General features: G+C 70.5%; 18 protein-coding genes and 1 tRNA gene. 11 read left to right on the plus strand and 8 right to left on the minus strand.

Annotated features, from left to right (window positions below):
* Window positions 1-24 precede the first annotated feature (24 nt).
* Both G5T42_RS11785 and G5T42_RS11790 read right to left on the minus strand, forming a co-directional pair.
* On the minus strand, window positions 25-876 hold the full coding sequence (locus G5T42_RS11785; RefSeq protein WP_165128742.1) for a LuxR C-terminal-related transcriptional regulator: 852 nt from the start codon (window positions 874-876) through the stop codon (window positions 25-27).
* Window positions 877-1,133: 257 nt separating this feature from the next.
* Window positions 1,134-1,670: a methylated-DNA--[protein]-cysteine S-methyltransferase gene (locus tag G5T42_RS11790; RefSeq protein WP_165128744.1), complete on the minus strand. Its 537-nt coding sequence runs from the start codon at window positions 1,668-1,670 to the stop codon at window positions 1,134-1,136.
* 176 nt (window positions 1,671-1,846) lie between these two features.
* Here G5T42_RS11790 and G5T42_RS11795 point away from each other — a divergent pair, with 176 nt between their 5' ends.
* A complete protein-coding gene (locus G5T42_RS11795; RefSeq protein ID WP_206535629.1) occupies window positions 1,847-5,572 on the plus strand; it encodes an AAA family ATPase in 3,726 nt (1,241 codons plus the stop codon).
* Window positions 5,559-5,753 carry a hypothetical protein gene (locus G5T42_RS11800; RefSeq protein ID WP_165128748.1) on the plus strand — a complete coding sequence of 65 codons (195 nt, stop codon included), beginning with the start codon at window positions 5,559-5,561 and terminating at the stop codon, window positions 5,751-5,753. The genes G5T42_RS11795 and G5T42_RS11800 overlap by 14 nt, the downstream gene beginning before the upstream one ends.
* A 1-nt stretch (window position 5,754) precedes the next feature.
* Here G5T42_RS11800 and mscL read toward each other — a convergent pair whose 3' ends face one another.
* The 3 genes from mscL to G5T42_RS11815 are packed head-to-tail and all read right to left on the minus strand — an operon-like array spanning window position 5,755 to window position 7,137.
* Window positions 5,755-6,180 (minus strand): large conductance mechanosensitive channel protein MscL, encoded by a 426-nt coding sequence (mscL, locus tag G5T42_RS11805; RefSeq protein ID WP_165128750.1) that lies wholly within the window; start codon window positions 6,178-6,180, stop codon window positions 5,755-5,757.
* Window positions 6,181-6,217: 37 nt separating this feature from the next.
* Window positions 6,218-6,526 (minus strand): FmdB family zinc ribbon protein, encoded by a 309-nt coding sequence (locus G5T42_RS11810; protein ID WP_165128752.1) that lies wholly within the window; start codon window positions 6,524-6,526, stop codon window positions 6,218-6,220.
* Between the two features lie 14 nt (window positions 6,527-6,540).
* A complete protein-coding gene (locus G5T42_RS11815) occupies window positions 6,541-7,137 on the minus strand; it encodes a 5-formyltetrahydrofolate cyclo-ligase (protein ID WP_165128754.1) in 597 nt (198 codons plus the stop codon).
* 82 nt (window positions 7,138-7,219) lie between these two features.
* On the opposite strand from G5T42_RS11815, the gene galU reads away from it, so the two are divergent.
* From galU to G5T42_RS11830, 3 genes are all read left to right on the plus strand, one after another.
* A complete protein-coding gene (gene galU / locus G5T42_RS11820; protein ID WP_165128756.1) occupies window positions 7,220-8,107 on the plus strand; it encodes a UTP--glucose-1-phosphate uridylyltransferase GalU in 888 nt (295 codons plus the stop codon).
* 23 nt (window positions 8,108-8,130) lie between these two features.
* On the plus strand, window positions 8,131-8,760 hold the full coding sequence (locus G5T42_RS11825; RefSeq protein WP_165128758.1) for a GNAT family protein: 630 nt from the start codon (window positions 8,131-8,133) through the stop codon (window positions 8,758-8,760).
* A gap of 98 nt (window positions 8,761-8,858) precedes the next feature.
* A complete protein-coding gene (locus G5T42_RS11830) occupies window positions 8,859-9,761 on the plus strand; it encodes a large exoprotein (protein WP_165128760.1) in 903 nt (300 codons plus the stop codon).
* A 79-nt stretch (window positions 9,762-9,840) separates the two neighbouring features.
* On the opposite strand, the gene G5T42_RS11835 is transcribed toward G5T42_RS11830, so the two are convergent.
* On the minus strand, window positions 9,841-11,049 hold the full coding sequence (locus tag G5T42_RS11835) for an amidohydrolase family protein (RefSeq protein ID WP_165128762.1): 1,209 nt from the start codon (window positions 11,047-11,049) through the stop codon (window positions 9,841-9,843).
* 64 nt (window positions 11,050-11,113) lie between these two features.
* Between G5T42_RS11835 and G5T42_RS11840 the strand changes: the two genes are divergently transcribed.
* The 3 genes from G5T42_RS11840 (at window position 11,114) to G5T42_RS11850 (ending at window position 13,278) form a co-directional block, all read left to right on the plus strand.
* Window positions 11,114-11,189 (plus strand) — tRNA-Ala (locus tag G5T42_RS11840).
* Between the two features lie 89 nt (window positions 11,190-11,278).
* A complete protein-coding gene (locus G5T42_RS11845) occupies window positions 11,279-11,572 on the plus strand; it encodes a hypothetical protein (RefSeq protein WP_165128764.1) in 294 nt (97 codons plus the stop codon).
* Window positions 11,573-11,655: 83 nt separating this feature from the next.
* Window positions 11,656-13,278 (plus strand): MFS transporter, encoded by a 1,623-nt coding sequence (locus G5T42_RS11850; RefSeq protein ID WP_165128766.1) that lies wholly within the window; start codon window positions 11,656-11,658, stop codon window positions 13,276-13,278.
* Between the two features lie 81 nt (window positions 13,279-13,359).
* Here G5T42_RS11850 and G5T42_RS11855 read toward each other — a convergent pair whose 3' ends face one another.
* Together G5T42_RS11855 and G5T42_RS11860 are read right to left on the minus strand one after the other, a co-directional pair.
* Window positions 13,360-14,952 (minus strand): AMP-binding protein, encoded by a 1,593-nt coding sequence (locus G5T42_RS11855; RefSeq protein WP_206535630.1) that lies wholly within the window; start codon window positions 14,950-14,952, stop codon window positions 13,360-13,362.
* A 131-nt stretch (window positions 14,953-15,083) separates the two neighbouring features.
* A complete protein-coding gene (locus tag G5T42_RS11860; RefSeq protein WP_165128768.1) occupies window positions 15,084-16,163 on the minus strand; it encodes a Glu/Leu/Phe/Val dehydrogenase family protein in 1,080 nt (359 codons plus the stop codon).
* A gap of 211 nt (window positions 16,164-16,374) precedes the next feature.
* Between G5T42_RS11860 and G5T42_RS11865 the strand changes: the two genes are divergently transcribed.
* The 3 genes from G5T42_RS11865 to G5T42_RS11875 all read left to right on the plus strand — a co-directional run bounded on the left by G5T42_RS11865 (window position 16,375) and on the right by G5T42_RS11875 (window position 19,314).
* Entirely contained in the window at window positions 16,375-17,175 is an 801-nt protein-coding gene (locus G5T42_RS11865; RefSeq protein ID WP_165128770.1) for a class I SAM-dependent methyltransferase, read from the plus strand.
* 193 nt (window positions 17,176-17,368) lie between these two features.
* Window positions 17,369-18,781 (plus strand): metallophosphoesterase, encoded by a 1,413-nt coding sequence (locus G5T42_RS11870; RefSeq protein WP_241246071.1) that lies wholly within the window; start codon window positions 17,369-17,371, stop codon window positions 18,779-18,781.
* Window positions 18,782-18,837: 56 nt separating this feature from the next.
* Complete coding sequence (locus tag G5T42_RS11875) at window positions 18,838-19,314, plus strand: YbaK/EbsC family protein (protein WP_165128774.1); 477 nt, start codon at window positions 18,838-18,840, stop codon at window positions 19,312-19,314.
* The last annotated feature ends 17 nt before the right edge of the window (window positions 19,315-19,331 follow it).

Genomic DNA, 19,331 nt, shown 5'->3' on the forward strand with positions numbered 1-19,331 from the left:
AAAGGCAATTCCGCGCCGAAATCGTCAAGGAAGAAGTCCCGCCCGGCGTGCTTTGAGCACGGCGGCATGGCGGGTGGAGGCATCCAGCTTGGCCATTGCCGCCTGAAGATACGACTTGACGGTCGCCTCTTTCAACGCGAGTGACTCGGCGATCTCGGAATTCGTCGCACCGAGCGCCGCGCACGCGAGCACGTCGATCTCGCGCGGCGAGAGGCGCACATCGGACGGCGCGACATCTCCGCTTCGCGAGAGCGAGGCGAGTCGCTGCTCGACCCGTGCGAGCCGCTCCCGCAGCGCCGCGTCGGTGACGGATGCCGCGATGCCCCGCAGTTCGGCATAGGTCTCGCGCAGCTCGTCCTGCACGGCGGGGGCCAGGACGGACGCCTCGGCCGCCGGCCGGGCCGCCGACAGGCGCCGCTCTACCTCGTCGCGCACGCGCAACTCGCCGGCGACCTCGTCGGCGACGCGCAGCGCCGGAGCGGCGACGGCGTCGCCGATGGGCGCTGACGCCCACGAGCCGCAGTACAGGACGCCGCGCGTGCGCTCGGCGACGACGATGGGCACGGCGAACAGGGTCGCGATGCCCTCGCCGAGCACGGGGCCGTCGTAGTCGTGCGTGATGCCCCGCGCCGAGCGGTAGTCGAGGGCGACACGTGGGCGTCGCTCGAGCAGCGCCTTGCCGCCCAGCCCGCGTCCGGACCGGACGACGAGTCCGTCGAGGCTGCGCGTGCGGGCGCCGAAGACCGAGGTGACGTGGATGGAGTCGTCGCGGGCCAGGCCGCCGAAGGCCACGGGAAACCGCGTGCGGCGGACGAGATCACCGACCGCGCGGGCGATGAGCTGCGTGTCGGATTCGGTGCCCGCGAGTGCGACCACGCACTACCTGCTTCCGGATGGGGACGGCGGCGATGCCGGGAAATCAGCGACGACGTTACCATCGGCCGGTCCCCACCCTCCGCTCGGTGACAGCGCCGCGCCGCGTTAGGGGGAAATGCGCCCCTCTGCATAACGGCCTGCCCGCCCGAAGGGACGTTGCGGCCCCGGTCGCTCGGGTGTGCGACCGGGGCCGACGCGCGCGGGCGGCCTACTCGCCCGCAGCTCTTAGGTGACGCATCGCCGGGAACGAGTCAGGGCTACGAGACGACGGCGGCCGGCGCGAGTACCCCGAGCGTCTCTCGCTCGAGGTCGAGCAGATACCGCTTCATCTCGGGACGGCCGCCGTACTCGCCGAGCGACCCGTCCGAGCGCACGACCCGGTGGACGGGCACGACGATCGAGAACGGCGTCGTGGCGCAGGCCGTGCCGACCGCTCGCGCGGCGCCCGGACTCCCGGCCGTGATCGCGACCTCGCCATACCCGGCGGTCTCGCCATAGGGGATGTCGCGCACCGCCTCCAGCGCCGCGCGGCGGAAGCCGTTGACGAGGCGCCAGTCGAGCTCGATGTCGAAGCTCTTGCGCTCGCCCTCGAAGTACTCGTCGAGTTGGCGGTCGATGTCGCCTCCCGCGGTGTCATCGGGAGCGGGGAGGGCGTGGAGCGTCGTGGCGACGCGGGCGAGCTCGGCATCGAGCGGGCCTTCGAACGGATGCAGCGTCACGATGCCGTCGGGACTCGCGACGATGAGGATCTCTCCGACGGGGGAGGGGTGCACGCGGAACGTGAAGTCGGTCATGGGACCATCCTCGCGCCGGGGCTCGACAGACGCTCCTGGCGAGGAGCGGGCGGGGGAGAGGCATCCCGAATCGCCGCCTGGGGAGGAACGGCTGATCACTCGGCGTGTCGCCCAATACCGCGAAACTCGGACCGGGATGTGCGAGGCGCACAGGTGCGGCGCATACCCTGGCTCGTGTGTGGCGAGCAGACAGAAGCGCCGTTGTCGGCGCGGAGGACCCCGTGCCCGCGGCACACGTGACCCCCGGCGACCTGGGACTATCGGAGCCGGGAGTGACCGTCGTGCACATCGCCGAACCGGAACGCGATCGCCTGCGCCGCGAGATCACGGTGCTGGGCGGGCGTTCGACGCTCCTGCACTACATCGACTCGCCCGAGGCGGGGATCGAGATCACAGGGGCGCACCCCGGGAGCCTTCCGCAGTTCATCACGGGGCGCTCGACGCTCCTGTCCAACCTCTTCCGCGACGAGGTGGCTCTGCGCACCGCTCGCATCGCCGCCGAGCGGATCACGGCGAAGAACGTCGAGCTGCGGACGGCTCGCGGACTGGATGCCGTACGCCTCGGCGTGGGCCTCGCCATGTGGCGCATCGGCGGGATGTCGTGCACGGCGCCCGTGCTGCTGCGCCCGCTCGCCATCCGGCGGCACCACTCCGACTTCGAGCTGAAGCTGCACGGCTCGTTCACGGTCAACCCCGAGCTGGTCCGCGCGCTGCGCACGCACTTCGGGATCGAGATCGACGGCCGGGCGCTCGCCGCCCTCGCCTACGACGGCGGCGTCTTCAAGCCGCAGCCCGTCATCGACCACCTCCGCGCACTGACGGCCTCGATCGACACGTTCGTCGTCAAGCCGCGCCTCGTCGTCTCGAGCTTCGCCGATGTCGGCGCCCCGATGGCCCGGGACGCCGCCGACCTCGACCACCCGTTCCTCAACGCGCTCGCGGGGCACACCGACGACCGCGAGACGGTGACGATCCGCCGCGACCCGCCGCGGGTGTCGAGCCCCGATGAACGCGCCCCGGCATCCGACACCCTGCTGCTCGACGCCGATGCGGAGCAGGAGGCCGTCCTCGCCCGCATCTCGGCCGGTCACTCGCTCGCCGTCCACACCCTGCCGGGAACGGGCGGCACGCAGACCGTCATCAACGCCGTCGGGCAGCTCGTCAAGGACGGCAAGCGCGTCCTCATCGTGAGCGCCCGCCGCTCGACGCTCGAGGGCGTCCGCCACCGGCTCGCCGGCATCGGGCTGGGCGGCCTCGCCGTCTCGCCGCGTGACCTGCAGCGCGACCTCATCCGCGCGATCGGCCGCAACGAGAAGGCCGAGCAGCCCAAGGTCTCCGACATCGACGACGCGCTTGTGCGACTGCGCGGCGTCCTGCGCGACTACCGCGGCGCCGTCACGCGCACGCATCCCTCGCTCGGCGTCTCGATGCTCGACATCCTGCGCTCGCTCGCGACGCTCACCACGCAGCATCCGGTGCCCGAGACGACCGCCCGCTTCGACGGCGCGACACTCGAGCGCCTCGCGAAGGGACGGATGGATGCCGCGGCGAAGCTCGCCACCGCCGCCCGCCTCGGCGAGTTCCGGGTCGGACCGGGGGAGTCGCCCTGGTACGGCGTGACCTTCGCCACGACGGAGCAGGCGCGCGCCGCGCACGGACTGGCTGCGACGCTGCACCGCCGGAACGTACCGACGCTGCTGGAACGCGGCTACGAGCTCATCGCGCAGACCCGCATGCGGCCGTTCCGCACGATCACCGAGCTCGGCATGTACCTCCGCGTGCTGCAGGGCATCCGCGACTCCCTCGACAAGTTCAGCCCGACCGTGTTCGAACGGCCGCTCGGCGAGCTCATCCAGGCGCACGGGCCCCGTCGGGACTCGCCGGAGCTGAGCGGCACGCGCCGCCGGCACCTCAAGCGGCTCTCGCGCGAGTACGTGCGGCCGGGCGTGCACATCCCCGACATGTACGAGGCGCTCCTCCGCGTGCAGCAGCAGCGCACCGAGTGGCAGAGGTTCGTCGACGTCGGCGTCGTTCCGGAGGTGCCCCTCGGCCTCGCCGACGTCCACGTCGCGTGGCAGCGCGTCGATGCGGAGCTCGCGGAGCTCGACGGCATCCTGCGCCGCGAGGGCGCGGACCGTATGGCAACCCTGCCCGTCGCGGAGCTCGTCCGCACCCTCGGCGGCCTCGCGGCGGAGTCCGAGGTGTTCGACAACCTCGTCGAGCGCGCCAAGATCCGCGCCGAGCTGGCTGCGCTCGGCCTCGAGCCGCTGCTCATCGAGCTCTCGGTGCGTCACGTCCGCGAGGACCGCGTCGGCACCGAGCTCGAGTTCGCGTGGTGGCAGTCGGCGCTCGAGCACCTGCTGCGCTCCGACCGGGCGCTCCTCGGTGCGAACACGGCGGTCGTCGATCGCCTCGAGCGCGACTTCCGGCTCGTCGACGAGGCGCATGCCGCGGCATCCGGTCCTCTCCTGGCGGCGCAGCTCGCGACGCAGTGGCGCATCGGAATCGTCGATCACGCCGACGAGGCGGCGGCGCTCAAGCAGGCGCTTCGAGACGGGGTGACGGATGCCTCGCACCTCGGCGCCGTCGCACCGACGCTGCTGCGCACCCTCGCGCCCGTGTGGCTCGCGTCGCCGTACGACGTGCCCGCGATCCCGGACGATCCCGACTTCGACGTCGTCATCATCGCCGACTCCGGGGCCATCTGCCTCGCCGAGGCGGCGCCGGCGCTGCGGCGCGCCCGCCAGGTCGTCGTGTTCGGCGATCCGGTGACCCAGAAGCCGACGCCGTTCCGCGTCGCGACCGGAACGCCGACGGCCGACGACGAGCCCGACGAGCCGTTCGACTCGACGAGCGTCTTCGAGCGCCTCGCCGAGCTGCTCCCCGTCGAGACGCTCACCCGCAGCTACCGCGCGGGCGGCGAGGACCTCGCCCAGCTGGTCAACGACGCCTTCTACGGCGGCGAGCTCGTGTCGCTGCCGTGGGCCGGCTCGTACCTCGGCCGGGGCAGCCTGAGCGTCGACTACGTCTCGGGCGGCCACGGCGCGCCCGATCCCGTGACGGGGGCGGTGGAGAGCCCCGACGCCGAGGTGAACCGCGTCGTGACGCTCGTCGTCGAGCATGCCGTGAACCGCGGCAGCGAGTCCCTCATGGTCGTGACCGCCAGCGCGCGCCATGCGGAGCGCGTGCGCGCCGCCGTCGCCGACGCGTTCGCGGGACGGTCGGACGTCGCCGACTTCGTCTCGCGCGACACGGCCGAGCCCTTCGCCGTGCTGACGCTCGAGGAGTCGGTGGCCGAGAGCCGCGACCGCGTGATCTTCTCGCTCGGCTTCGGCCTCACCCGCCACGGCCGCGTGCTCAGCGACTTCGGCGACCTCTCGCAGCCCGATGGCGACCGGCTTCTGACGGTCGGGATGACGCGTGCCCGGCGCTCGATGGTCATCGTGTCGTCGATCCGGCCCTCGGCCTTCGACGACGGGCGCCTGGAGTACGGCGCGGCGACGCTCATGAGCATCCTCGGCGGCATCGCCGCGCGCTCCCGGGAGGCCCGGCTGGAGGATCTCGCCGATCCGCTCACGCGGTCGCTCGCCCACGAGCTCCGCGCGCTCGGGCTCTCTGTCGACGTGCACTACCGCGGGCTGCTGCCGCTCGTCGCTCAGTACGACGGCAAGGCCGTGGTGGCCGAGAGCGACCCAGAGACGATCGGCGAGTCGCTGCGCGAATCGCTCCGCCTGCGCCCGCAGATCCTCCGCCGGCTCGGCTGGCACTACGTGCGCGTGCACGCCTTCGACCTCTACAGCGATCCCGCCGGCGTCGCGGCGCGGATCGCCGCTCTCCTGGGTGTGCCGCCTGAAGGGCCGACGAACGCCACCGATACCCAGCCCCTCGATGTCATCGAGTGACCGTCAGCGCATCGATCGGGTTCCGGGCTCGCGCAGAGCGAAGCTGACGCCCGCGCCGGGCACGGCGGGAGAGCCCGTCGAGCCCGACGCATCGGAAGACGCGGGGGATGAGGCATCCGTCCGCCCCGGCCAGGGGCCGAACGATGAGCGCATGAAGCGGGACGTCCCGCCGCACTGGTGACTCAGGGGCGCGAGGCGGGGCTCTGCCTCTCGAGCAGGTCGCGGATCTGGACCAGGAGCTCCTGCTCGGTCGGCAGCTGCGGCTCGTCGGGGGCCTTCTCGACGCCCGCCTTCGCTGCGGCCCGCTGCTTCATGTGGTTCATCGGGTAGACGAAGACGAAGTACACGACGACGGCGACGGCGAGGAACTGGATGATCGCGCCGATGATGAGGCCCCAGCCGAAGGTCGTCTCGCCGCCGGAAAGGGTGGGGACGGTGGTCGAGATGTCGTTGATGCTGTCGGCCTGGAAGATCAGGGCGATGAGCGGATTGATCAGTCCCTCGACGATCGCGTTGACGATCGAGGTGAACGCCGCACCGATGACCACGGCGACGGCCAGGTCGATGACGTTCCCGCGGAGGATGAATTCCTTGAAGCCCTTGATCATGAGTTGCGCCCTCACTGTCGCCGGCTTCCGCCGGAGGTCAGCCCGCTGCGGCGGGCGAGGCCTTCGCCTCGGACTTCGATCCTGTCGAAGATGAGGAGGAGTCGCCACCTGAGGAGCCGCCCGACGAGCCGCTCGACGAGGACGCCGACGATCCCGACTCCTTCGGGGTCGTGCGCGAGTCGGTGCGGTAGAAGCCCGAGCCATTGAAGGTGACGCCGATCGAGCCGTACTCCTTGCGGAGCGGTCCTCCGCACTCCGGGCACTCGTTGAGCGCGGGCTCGGCGAAGGACTGGACCGCGTCGAAGCGGTGTCCGCACTGCTTGCAGGCGTAGGCGTAGGTGGGCATGGAGCTCTCTCGGGTCAGCGCCGCGCGGGCGACAGGACGAGGGTCTGGGTGGGGGTGACGATGCCGGTGACGGGCTGGTCGTGCAGGTCGCGCGGCACTTCGTCGAGGACTTCGGAGTCGTAGACCACGGCATAGACGGGAGGGCAGCGCTCCATCGAGCCGATCGTCTTGTCGAAGAAGCCGCGGCCCCAGCCGAGTCGCATGCCGGTGCGGTCTACGGCCGCCGCCGGGATGACGAGCAGGTCGACGTCGTTGACCGCGATCGGTCCGAGCAGTTCGCCGACCGGCTCGGGGAGCCCGAACATGCCCTCCGTGATGTCGAAGTCGGGGGCGGCGACCGCCCAGTCCAGCAGGCCGTCGGTGCGCGTGATGGGAAGGAGCACACGGATGCCGCGCCGCACCGCGCCCTCGACGAACTCACGCGTGCCGGGCTCGGTCGTCGTCGACAGGAAGCACGAGAGCGAGCGCACGCCCAGGCGGGTGACCAGAGCGTCGAGCTGCTCGGTGATACCGCGGGCCGCGGCATCCCGCTGCGACTCGGTCAGCAGCTGACGACGCTCACGCAGCTCGGCCCGGAGGGCCCGCTTGGCATCGGCGATCGCGTCGGACATGCTGTCGATTCTAGGCGGGCACAGTGCACAGGGATTCCGCAAGGTCCCGCGGCCGAAATCGCCCGCTCGATAGGATCGGGGGATGCCTCATAAGCCCTTCAAGGCGGTCATTCCGGCCGCCGGACTCGGTACGCGCTTCCTTCCCGCGACGAAGGCCATGCCGAAGGAGATGCTGCCGGTCGTCGACAAGCCCGCGATCCAGTACGTGGTCGAAGAGGCGACGCAGGCCGGCATCAATGACATCCTCATCATCATCGGCCGCAACAAGAACGCGCTCTCGAACCACTTCGACTCGGTGCCCGAGCTCGAGACGAACCTGGAGCGGAAGGGCGACACGGACCGGCTCGCGAAGGTGCAGGAGTCGAGCGATCTCGCCGACATCCACTTCGTCCGCCAGGGTGAGCCCAAGGGTCTCGGCCACGCGGTCCTGCGCGCCCGCTCGCACGTCGGCGACAACGCCTTCGCCGTGCTGCTCGGCGACGACCTCATCGACGAGCGCGATCCGCTGCTCACGACGATGCTCGAGGAGCACGAGCGCACCGGCGCCGCCGTCATCGCGCTGATGGAGGTCGACCCCGCGCACATCCACATGTACGGCGCGGCGGCGGTCGAAGAGACCGGCCACGAAGGAACCGTCAAGGTCACGGGCCTCGTCGAGAAGCCGAAGGCGGAGGATGCCCCGTCCAACCTCGCCATCATCGGCCGGTACGTCCTGCCTGCGTCCGTGTTCGAGATCCTCGAGCGCACGGCGCCCGGCAAGGGGGGCGAGATCCAGCTGACCGACGCTCTGCAGGAGCTGGCCGCTGATCCGGACGGTCCCGGCGTGTACGGAGTCGTTTTCCGGGGTCGCCGCTATGACACCGGCGATAGGCTGGACTACATCAAGGCCATCGTGCAGCTCGCCGCCGATCGTGAAGACCTCGGCCCCGACCTGCGACCCTGGCTCAAGGAGTTCGCGGCGACACTGTGACGCCGCCAGGGTGAGGGGGGTCCGTGGAAGTGACCGCTCCCCGTCGGCACGGGTCGGTGTCGATCCGGCTGATCCGCCAGCGCGACGCTCGCGCTCTGCAGAACGAGCTGCTGACGAACCGCTCATGGCTTCGGCCGTGGGAGGCGACGAGCCCCGATGGCCCGGTGTCGTTCGACATGCGCCTCGGCATCCGTCGTCTGCTGCAGCAGTACCGCGACGGCGCCGGCGTGCCGTTCGTCATGGAGTACGACGGCGAGATCGCCGGACAGCTCAACGTGTGGGGCGTCGCCCGCGGCTCGCTCGCCTCGGCGACGATCGGGTACTGGGTGAGCGAACGGTTCGCCGGCCGCAACATCACCCCGACGTCCGTCGCCATGGCGACCGACATCTGCTTCAGCGAACTGCGGCTGCACCGCATGGAGATCTGCATCCGGCCAGAGAACCGCGCGAGCCTGCGGGTCGTCGAGAAGCTCGGCTTCCGGTACGAGGGGCTGCGGCGCCGCTACATCCACATCGACGGTGACTGGCGCGACCACTACGCCTTCGCCCTCGTGCGGGAAGAGGTGCCCGAGGGAGTCCTCGAGCGCTGGGTGCAGGGCCGCGCGCCGCAGGATGCCGCGACCATTCCGCCCTCCGACCGTCTGCACGCCTGATCCGGGACCGGGCCGACACGCCCGGCGCATCATACGGCTCCTGACGACACGCCGGTATATCACCGGTCTCCGACATCGCCTCGCTTACCGTGGGACGCATGGGTGGGCAGGTGCTGGGCGGAGGGGTCATCGTCCTCGTCGCCGCGCTCCTGTGGCTCGTGTACCTGCTGCCCTCGTGGGCCAGCCGTCGTCAGTACGACGCGGCCGAGCGCAACGCCGTCCGTCTCAACCAGGCTCTGCGGGTTCTCGCCGAGACGAGCGAGACGCCCGAAGAGGTGCACCTCGAGCTCAATGCGCGGACCGCGCTCGCCCAGCAGAAGCTGGCGCGCCGGGCTCTCGCCGAGCAGGAGGATCTCGCCAAGCGCACGCAGGCGGAGCTCGAGCAGGCGCGCCTGGAAGAGGCCCGCGCCGCGCTCGCGGTCGCTCGTGACCTCCCCGCGGCGCGTCGTGCGCGCGCCCGTCGCCGCGCACGTCTCCTGACGACGATCCTCGCGCTCGCCGCGCTCGGGCTCGTGTCGTGGGGTGTGTGGGAGCTCGTCACGGTCGGGGTCTGGTCCTCGATCGCATGGGGCGCCGGGGTACTGGCCGTGTGCGTCATGCTGCTGCGACGGATGGCGCGAGTCGGCCGCCGCGCCGCGATGGCCGAGACGGTGACGGATGCCGCGACCCGCGCCGCACTTCCGGTGCAGGATGTCGCGCTCGCCGCCGAGGAGCGTGCGTGGGAGCCTCGGGAGCTGCCGCGCCCCCTCACCGCGTCGGCGGGGTCGCGCGCCGCCGCCGTGCTGGACGTCGTGGACGCCCGCGAGGCGCTCCGCGAAGCCGCCCGGGAAGAGGCGATGCGGGTGCGCGCCGAGGCGCAGCGCCCGCCTTCGATCGACCGGGCACGCCGGGCTCGCGAAGAGGCCGCGGCGAGCGGGTTCGCCCCCAGCGGGCAGGTCGACGACGCCGAGATCGAGGCGCACGTCCGGCGCCTGCTCGAGCGGCGCGCCTCGGGTCAATAGCGGCCGTCGCGCGCTAGCCCGGCACGTTTGGGCTGCCGCCCCAGAGCGGGCGGGCGAGCGATGCCGGCAGGATCGGGTGTCAGCGACCTGCAGACGAGGCGTCGAACAGCACGAGTCCCGCACCGACGACGAGCTCGCGCAGAGGGGTCCGCACGAGCAGGTCCATGACATTCTCGGCGTCGACGAGGACGATGTCGGCGCGTTCGCCCTCCCGGATGCCGTGGTGGGGCAGACCCGCGAAGGACCCCGCCGCGGCCGTCACGATGTCGACGACGCGTGCCAGGTCCTCGTCGCGCACGAGGCTCGATGACCGGGCATACTGCCACGCGATGCCGAGCGTGTCGCCCGTGCCGTACGGGCTCCAGAGGTCGCGGATGCCGTCGGTGCCGAAGGCGAAGTGCACGCCGGCGTCGTCGAGCTCGTGGAGCGGGAGCTGGGGGAGCCGCAGCGGCGCGACGGTCGTCAAGGTGACGTCGAGGGCGGCCATCCGCTGCAGCAGATCGCGCCGGCGCACGGGGTCGACCTGGGCGATCGCGAAGCCGTGCGCGATGTTGACGCGCCCCGTGAGCCCCAGGGCTTCGGTCCGGTCGAGGATGAGGTCGAACTGGAAGGCGCCGAGCTCGGCGGGATCGTGCAGGTGGATGTCGATGCCCACGCCGTGCTCGGCCGCGATCGCGAACAGGGCGTCGAGCTGCCCGACCGGGTCCCGGTCGATGCCCGCGGGATCGAGCCCGCCGACATGCTCGGCGAGCCCCTCCCGGGCGGCCTGGGCGAGGAGTTCGAGGACCCCGGGCCGGCGGAGGACGCCGTCCTGCGGGAACGCGACGAGCTCCGCCCGCATGCCGTCGCCGTACTCGGCGAGCGCCTCGCGCACGACCTCGAGCCCGCGGAGGCCGAGACCCAGGTCGACGTCGACGTGGGTGCGGATCGCGGTGGTGCCGTGACGCACGAACTCGGCGAGCACGCTGCGGGTGATCGACACGCTCGGGATGCCGAGCTCGTCGCGGCGCGCACGCTCGTGCCGGATGCGACCATCCGTGCCGCCTTCGCCGCCGTACGACTGCCACGGGAGGCCCCACCAGGACTTGTCGACGTGCGCGTGGGCGTTCACGATGCCGGGGATCGCGAGCAGTCCGCGGCCGTCGACCTCGCCGTCCCGACGTGATTCTCCCGACGCCGGGGCGACGCGCGCGATGCGTCCATCGCCGCGGAACGCGAGGTCGTGGCGACCCCCGTCGGGGAGTCGGATGTCGCGGATTCCGGTCAGTCGCGAGGGCGTGATGCTCATCGCTCCATCCTCTCGCGTCGATTCGGACGCCTCCGCCGAGCGTGATAATGTAACGGAGGTTCTCGGGCCTGTGGCGCAGTTGGTAGCGCGCTTCGTTCGCAATGAAGAGGTCAGGGGTTCGAATCCCCTCAGGTCCACCAACGCACGAAGACCCCCGCTTGTCGGGGGTCTTCTGCTTTTCCGCCCGCGCCGAGCGGGTGGCACTCCGGGCTGCCGGTACCCTGGCCGAATGACCGACGCCGTTCCGCCCGAAGAGCCGCCCACTGCGACGGTGGTGTCGCGGATCGTCTCGTACAGCGTGGCGGTGCTCGGCGGCATCCTCATCATCGTCGCGAGCTACACCGGATCGAACGGCGACTGGTCCGCGCCCGTGTCGTTCCGCGGTCTCATCTCTGTGCCGATGTGGGTTCCCTTCGCGCTGGGCATCGCCGTGCTCGCCCTCGGCGTCATGAGTCTCATCGGTCCGGTGCGGGTGCTCGCGCGCCGCGCTCGCGAGAAGCGGGAACCCGGCCGGCCGGACTAGCTCGACCAGGTCATCGCCCGGATCCTCACCCGTTTCGGGTTGCGCACCCGGGTCCCGGCGCGCCCGCGCAATAGGCTCCGGCCATGAAGCGATGGTTCGTGATCATCATCCTCGCCGTGTCACAGTTCGTGATGGTGCTCGACAGCACGGTCATGAACGTCTCGATCTCGCAGGTCGCCAGCGACCTCGACACGACGATCACCGGCATGCAGGCCGCGATCACGTTCTACACGCTGACGATGGCGGCGTTCATGCTCACCGGCGGCAAGCTCGGTGACAAGTGGGGACGCAGCCGCGCCTTCAAGATCGGCTCGGTGATCTACGGTCTTGGCTCGCTGCTGACGGCCCTCAGCCCGAACCTTCCGATGCTGCTGTTCGGCTGGTCGCTCGTCGAGGGCCTGGGCGCCGTGCTCGTCATCCCGGCCATCGCCGCGCTCGCCGCCGTCAACTACTCGGGGAAGGCGCGCGTGGCGGCCTTCTCGATCCTCGGCGCGGTGACGGGTCTCGCGGCCGCGGCCGGGCCGCTCATCGGAGGCCTCGTCACGACCTACGCCTCGTGGCGCTACGTCTTCGTCGCCGAGACGATCGTCATGATCGTCGTGCTGATCTTCTCCGGGCGGATCAAGGACGTGCCGGCCAACCCCGGCGTGAAGATCGACATCCTCAGCGTGATCCTCTCGGCTAGCGGCATGGCCCTCCTCGTCTTCGGCGTCCTCCAGTCGAAGACGTGGGGCTGGTTCGTCCCGCTCAATCCGCCCGTCATCAACGGCGTCGAGATCGCACCGCTCGGCATCTCGCCGGTCACCTACCTGATCCTCATCGGCATCGTCGTGCTGTGGTGGTTCGTGCAGCGTCAGCGCAAGCTCGTCGAGAAGGGACGGATGCCGCTCCTGAAGGTTTCGCTCTTCCGCATCGCCGCCCTCCGCAGCGGCCTGTCCGGCTTCCTCGTGCAGTACTTCGCGATCGCGGCGCTGTTCTTCGTCATCCCGGTGTACCTCCAGACGATGCAGGGCTACGACGCGCTGGAGACCGGCCTCAAGATCCTCCCCCTGTCGGCCGGACTGATCCTCTTCTCGGTGCTCGGGTCGTGGCTCACTTCGCGTCGCTCGGCACGGCGGATCGCGCAGCTCGGACAGGTGACGATGGCGATCGGCCTGCTCTTCGTCCTGGTGTCCATTCAGCCGCAGCTGGCGGGCTGGCCGTTCGCCGTCGGCATGTTCATCGTGGGAGCAGGTTTCGGCCTTCTCGCCTCGCAGCTCGGAAACGTCAACATGTCCGCCGTCGAGAAGGACGACACATCCGAGGTCGGCGGCCTCCAGGGGACCTTCCAGAACCTCGGCTCGTCGTTCGGCACGGCGATCGTCGGTTCGATGTTCATCCTGCTGCTCGCCTCCAGCTTCGGGGCGGCGGTCGCCACCAACGAGGCAGTCGACGCCGACACGCAGCAGCAGGTGAGCGTGTACCTCGAGAAGGGAGTGCCGATCATCTCTCAGGACCAGGCGGAGCAGCTCATCGTCGATGCGGGCGGCTCCGAGGAGGTCGCAAAGGCGATCGCCCAGGACTACGCCGACTCCCAGGTCGGAGCGCTCAAACAGGCGATCTTCATCGTCTTCGCGCTCATGGTGCTCTCGCTCCTGCTGTCGCGGAACCTGCCCGCCGAGATCGTCGCCAAGTCCGAAGCCGTCGAGGAGGACGTCGTCACCTGACGAACGCTTTTCTAACGACGGATGCCTCGGCCGGCGTGGCCGAGGCATCCGTCCTGAAAGGCTCAGAAGTCGTGCTGCGCGTCAGGCGTTCGACAGCTCGCGGGCGCGCAGGTCCTTGCGGAGGATCTTGCCGGACGTCGACTTGGGGATCGCCTCGATGAACTCGACGCGCCGGACCTTCTTGTGCGGCGCGACGTTTTCGGCGACGAAGGACATGACCTCGTCCTCGGTGAGTCCCGAGTCCGGAGCGGCCACGACGAACGCCTTCGGGATCTCCTGCTTGTCGTCGTCGTGCACGCCGATGACCGCGGCATCCATGACCTTCGGGTGCGAGAGCAGCAGAGCCTCGAGCTCAGCCGGCGCGATCTGGTAGCCCTTGTACTTGATGAGCTCCTTGACGCGGTCGACGATCGAGAAGTAGCCACCCTCGTGGTACACCGCGATGTCGCCGGTGTGGAGGAACCCATCGGCGTCGACGGTCTCGGCGGTCGCTTGCGGGTTGTTGAGGTAGCCGAGCATGACGTTCGGTCCCTTGACCCAGAGCTCGCCGGGGCGGGTCGTCCCGCCGTCCTCGATCTCGGTGATCTCCTCGCCCGTCTCGGTGTCGATGAGCTTGCACTCCTCGTTGGGCAGCATCGCGCCCACCGAGCTCACCGGGATGTCGTGGCGGTCGTGCGGCATCGCGTGCGAGACGGGGCTGAGCTCGCTCATGCCGTAGCCCTGCATCATGCGCGCGTGGATGCGCGCGCCCGCGAGCTCGGCCGTCTCGCCGTCGAGTGGCGCGGCGCCGGAGAAGACGGTGTGGACGCTCGAGATGTCGAACTGGTCGACGACGGGGTGCTTCGCCAGTGCGACGGCGATCGGCGGAGCGATGTAGAGGTAGGTGCAGGAGTACTTCTGGATGTTCGTGAGGAACTCGACGAGGTCGAACCGCGGCATCGTGACGAGACTCGCGCGCTGACGAAGCGCGAGGTTGAGCAGCACCGTCATCCCGTAGATGTGGAAGAACGGCAGCACGGCCAGCACACGGTCGGTGCCCCGCAGGTCGATGTTCGTGCGGCACTGCTGCACGTTCGCGACGAGGTTGCGGTGGCTCAGCATGACGCCCTTCGGGACGCCCGTCGTGCCCGACGAATAGGGGAGCACGGCGACATGCGTCGCGGGGTCGAACGACACCTCGGGCGCAGCCTGCTGCTCCGTGAGCAGCTCGCGCAGGTTCGGATGGCCGTGGGCGCCGTCGAGGACGATCACGCGCTCGTGCGGGATGCCGACGGCCTCGGCCGCCGTGGACGCCTGGGGGAGCAGCGGTGACACTGTGACGAGCCAGGTGGCCCCGGCATCCTTCAGCTGCTTCTCGATCTCGCCCGCGGTGTAGAGGGAGTTGATCGTCGTGACCGTGGAACCCGCCCGCAGGATGCCGTGGAAGACCGTCGCGAACGCCGGCACGTTCGGGCAGAGGAGGCCTACGACCGTGTGTGTGCCCGCGCCCCGCGCGGCGAGTGCGCCGGCGAAGGCGTTCACCTGTGCACGAAGTGCGCCGTATGTCGTCTCCGCGCCGGTGGCGGGGTCGATGAGCGCGACGCGGGTCGACTCCTCGTCGGTGAGCGAGCCGAAGAGGTAGTCGTAGACGCTGACGTCCGGGATGTCGACATCTGGGTACGGGCTGCGGAACACGAGGCTTCTCCCTTGATTCATCGTGTGATGTGCCGGCGACGGTGCGGGCACGATCATCCTCGCACAGCCCGCTCGGGCGCATGCGACTGAGTGCCGGGTCATCTGGCACTCAGTCGCATGCGATGCCGTTCTCAGGCGAGGGCGTGCTCGCCGTGGCGCGCGCCGGCCGCGAGGCGCTCGGCGGCGAGCCCCTCGGCAGCCTCGAGAGGCGTCACGCCGCGGTTCTCGGCCTCGTCGAAGATCCGGCGCACGGTGTCGCCGATCGCGGCGACGCGGTCCATGATCTCGGAGCGGGTGCCGAGCTTCTTCGCCTCGAGGTCGAGGTAGATGACGCCGCCGGCGTTGACGACGAAGTCGGGGGCGTACAGGATGCCCCGGCGGGCGAGGTGGTCGGCGCCCTCGTGCGAGGCGAGAGGGTTGTTCGCGGGGCCGCAGACGGCCTTCGCGTCGAGGCAGTCGATGACGTCGTCGGTGAGCACGCCGCCGATGCCGGCGGGCACGAAGACGTCGGCGGGCACGAGGTGCTCGGTGCCGGGCTCGGCCCACCTCGCGCCCAGTTCGAGGGCGAGGTCGCGCTTCGCGGGGTTGACGTCGGTCACCGTCAGGCGGGCTCCCTCGGCGGCGAGCCGGACCGCGAGGCGGCTGCCGACCTGGCCGAGACCGGCGATGGTGATCGCGCGGCCGTCGACGTCGGCCGCTCCAGTCACGCGCTCGAGGGTGGCGCGCAGCGACTCGTAGACGCCGAGGCTCGTCGGGCCGGCGGGCTCGCCCGAGCCGCCGACGGCGTCGGGGAGGCCCACGACGTGCTCGGTGCGCTCGCTGACCGTGAGCATGTCCTCGGTCGTCGATCCGACGTCCTCCGCCGTGCGGTACAGGCCGTGCAGGGACTCGACGGCGTCGCCCAGGTCGAGGAACGCCGCGCGACGGCGCTCGGCGTCGAGCGTCATGCCGGGCTCCAGGCGGATGACCGACTTGCCGCCGCCCGCGTCGAGGCCCGCGGCGGCGTTCTTGAGCGTCATGGCGGCCGAGAGGCGGAGGGCGTCGCCCAGGGCGTCCTTCCAGTGGTCGTACGTCCACAGGCGGGCGCCGCCCAGCGCGGAGCCGAGCACGGAGGAGTGGAGCGCGACGGCGATGAACAGTCCGCTGCGCCGTCCGGTGATCACCTCCACGCGTTCGTGCGTGAAGTCGGGCAGGGGCAGGGTGTGCGACATCGCGTTCCTCTTTCGGCTGGCCTTGTGGGCTGTGCTCAGCGGGTGCCGCAGCGTCGCGGCATCCGTCTTCCATTGCACCACCCTCTGGCGGAGTGTTCAACTCCTGCGCCGGGTGTTGTGCAATCTGCTGAGAAGAATGCTTCGGCGAGTCGTCTCGTGCACACCGCGTAACGCGGGTGTCGCGCAGCCGCCGCGGCGTTACTGTCGGAGCATGGCGGAGAAGTACACGCACGGCCATCACGAGAGCGTCCTTCGCTCGCACGAACGGCGGACGGTGGCCAACTCGGCCGCCTACCTCGTACCGCACCTGCGGCCCGGGCTTCGGGTGCTCGACGTCGGTGCGGGACCGGGCACCATCACGATCGATCTCGCCGAGCGGGTCGCGCCGGGCGCGGTCGTGGGGATGGATGCCGCCGCCGACGTCGTCGACAAGGCCGCGGCGCTCGCCGCCGAACGGGGCGTCGGCAACGTCTCCTTCGAGGTGGGCGACGCCTACGCCCTGGCCGCGGATGACGGCGCCTACGACATCGTCCACGCACATCAGGTGCTGCAGCACCTCGCCCGCCCGGTCGACGCATTGCGCGAGTTCCGCCGAGTGCTGGCGCCCGACGGCGTCGTCGCGGTTCGGGACGTCGACTACGAGGGTGTCATCTGGTACCCGCTTCTCCCCGGACTCGCCGAATGGCACGAGATCTACCTCCAGGTGCACCGCATCGTCTCGGGCGAGCCGGCGGCGGGCCGGCGCCTGAAGGCGTGGGCGCGCGAGGCGGGCTTCGCGCAGGTCGAGTCGTCGGCGTCGCTGTGGCTCTTCGAGTCGCCCGAGGCGCGCGAGTGGTGGGGCGGATCGTGGGCCGACCGCGCTCTGCACTCGTCGTTCGCCGAGCACGCCGTTACGCACGGCATCACCGACCGCGCGGGTCTGGAGCGCATCGCCGCGGCGTGGCGCGAGTGGGCCGCGGCGGACGACGGCTGGTTCTTCATGCCCCACGGGGAGGTTCTCGCGCGGGGCTGACCCGCGCAATGCGAAGCGACGGGGAAGCAGACGAAAGCCGGCCGAACTTGTCGGCTGTGCTTCTGAGCGCCATGGGGTAAGTTGGCACCCCACACGCGGTCTGAGCCGGGGGGCGCCGGAACGGATCGAAGGCAAGTCACTGGGGCCCGAATCGAGGACGGGGACGATGTCGAGCCTCCAGAACGTGTCCAGAATGCGAGCCCTGCTCGCCCTTATCGGTGCGCTGCTGCTGATCGTCACGGTGGGCTGGGGTGCCAGTCCGCGCGCGAGCGCCGCGGACGCCCCCGACTGCGCATCCTTCGATGCGGACCTCTACCAGGTCGTGAAACCGACCACCGAGGCGAGCCTCGTGACCCTGTCCACGGTGGAGACCGGGCTCGCCGCCCAGCTGTACGGCTTCACGGGCGACGAGGGCGTGCTCGCGAAAGTGGCCGACAGTGCGGGCACCGGGCTCACGCCCGTCTGGCGTCTTTACCGCGCGGGCGACTTCGTGTGGGCGGCCGAAGGAGCGGACCTCGACGCGATCGTCGCGGCGAGCTATGCGAAGCAGTTCGTCGCGTTCTACGCATCGACGACGGATGCCGGATGCCTCGAGCCGATCTCTCAGCTCGCGCACAACGGCAAGCACCGGCTTGCGGCGCCGGCCGACCGCGACGCGCTGGTCGCGGCGGGCTGGACCGTCGACCGGGTGGCGTTCTACGCGGCGGTCGGCACCGCTGCTCCCGATGACGGCGACACCCGCTTCAGCATCGCCGTCGTCCCCGACACGCAGAACGAGATCACTTCGAGCGACACCCGATTCGCCAACCGCGTCTCCTGGCTGGTGTCCAACCAGCAGCGGCTCGACCTCCGCTTCATGGCGCAGGTGGGCGACCTCACGAACTGGGGCTCGGTCGATCCGGCGCAGTTCACGCGCGCGAGCACGGAGCTCAAGCCCCTCGAAGAGGCGATGCCGTGGTCGGGTGCGATCGGCAACCACGACACCGCCGCGGTCTGCCCCGGCGGCTCGGCGTGTCCCGGCGCGAATGCCAACCTGGCGGTGCGCGACACGACCGCATACAACGCCGCCTTCCCGGTGTCACGCTTCCCGGACCTGCAGGGGACCTTCGAGGCGGGCAAGATCGACAACGCCTACCAGGTGTTCCGCGCGGGCGGTGCCGACTGGCTCGTCCTCAACCTCGAGCTGTGGCCGCGCGTCGACGTCGTGACGTGGGCGCGGTCGGTCGTGTCGTCGCATCCCGACGCGAACGTCATCGTCTTGACGCATGCCTACCTCGAGGGCGACGGATCGATCAGCGGCAGCAACGGAGGCTACGGCGCGACCTCGCCCCAGTACCTCTACGACAACCTCATCAAGGTGTATCCGAACGTCAAGATCGTGCTGTCGGGCCACGTCGGCGCGTCCGCTGTCCGCACGGACGTCGGAACGAACGGGAACAAGATCCTGAGCCTTCTGACCTGCTACCACAGCGTCACGAACCCCGTGCGGATCCTCGAGATCGACACGGCGGCCGGCACAGCGACCTCCACCGTCTACGCGCCGTACACGGACACGAGCTTCCCGCTGGATGCGACCTCGACGAGCGGATTGTCCTTCGTGAAGTGACAGGCGGGGCATAGTCCCATCCCGCACAGAGATGCCGGCGGCTCTAGGCTGAGCCGGTGACCGCGCACCTGCCCGCCCGAAGCCGCCTCGTCCACGACTCGCTCCGCGCCGCCGGGATCACGGGCGACATCGTCGTGCTTCCGGATGCCGCGTCCACGGCGCCGCTCGCGGCGGCGGCCCTCGGCGTCGAGGTAGGCGCGATCGCCAACAGCCTCGTGTTCTGGTCGGACGGCGAGCCCCTGCTCGTCATGACGAGCGGCGCGCACCGCGTCGACACGCACGCCCTCGCCGAGCGGCTCGGCCGCGAGAAGATCCAGCGCGCGACGCCCGAGCAGGTGCGCGAGGCGACGGGCCAGGCGATCGGCGGCGTCGCACCCACGGGGCATCCGTCGCCGCTCACGACGATCGTGGACGAAGAGCTCGCGAACTATCCGGAGATCTGGGCCGCCGGCGGCACGCCGCACACCGTCTTCCCGATGACCTACGAGGAGCTCTTGAGGCTCACCGGCGGGACGGTCGCGAAGGTCGACTGACCCGACCGGGCTGGAGC

The organism is Microbacterium sp. 4R-513 (assembly GCF_011046485.1).
GTDB lineage: Bacteria > Actinomycetota > Actinomycetes > Actinomycetales > Microbacteriaceae > Microbacterium.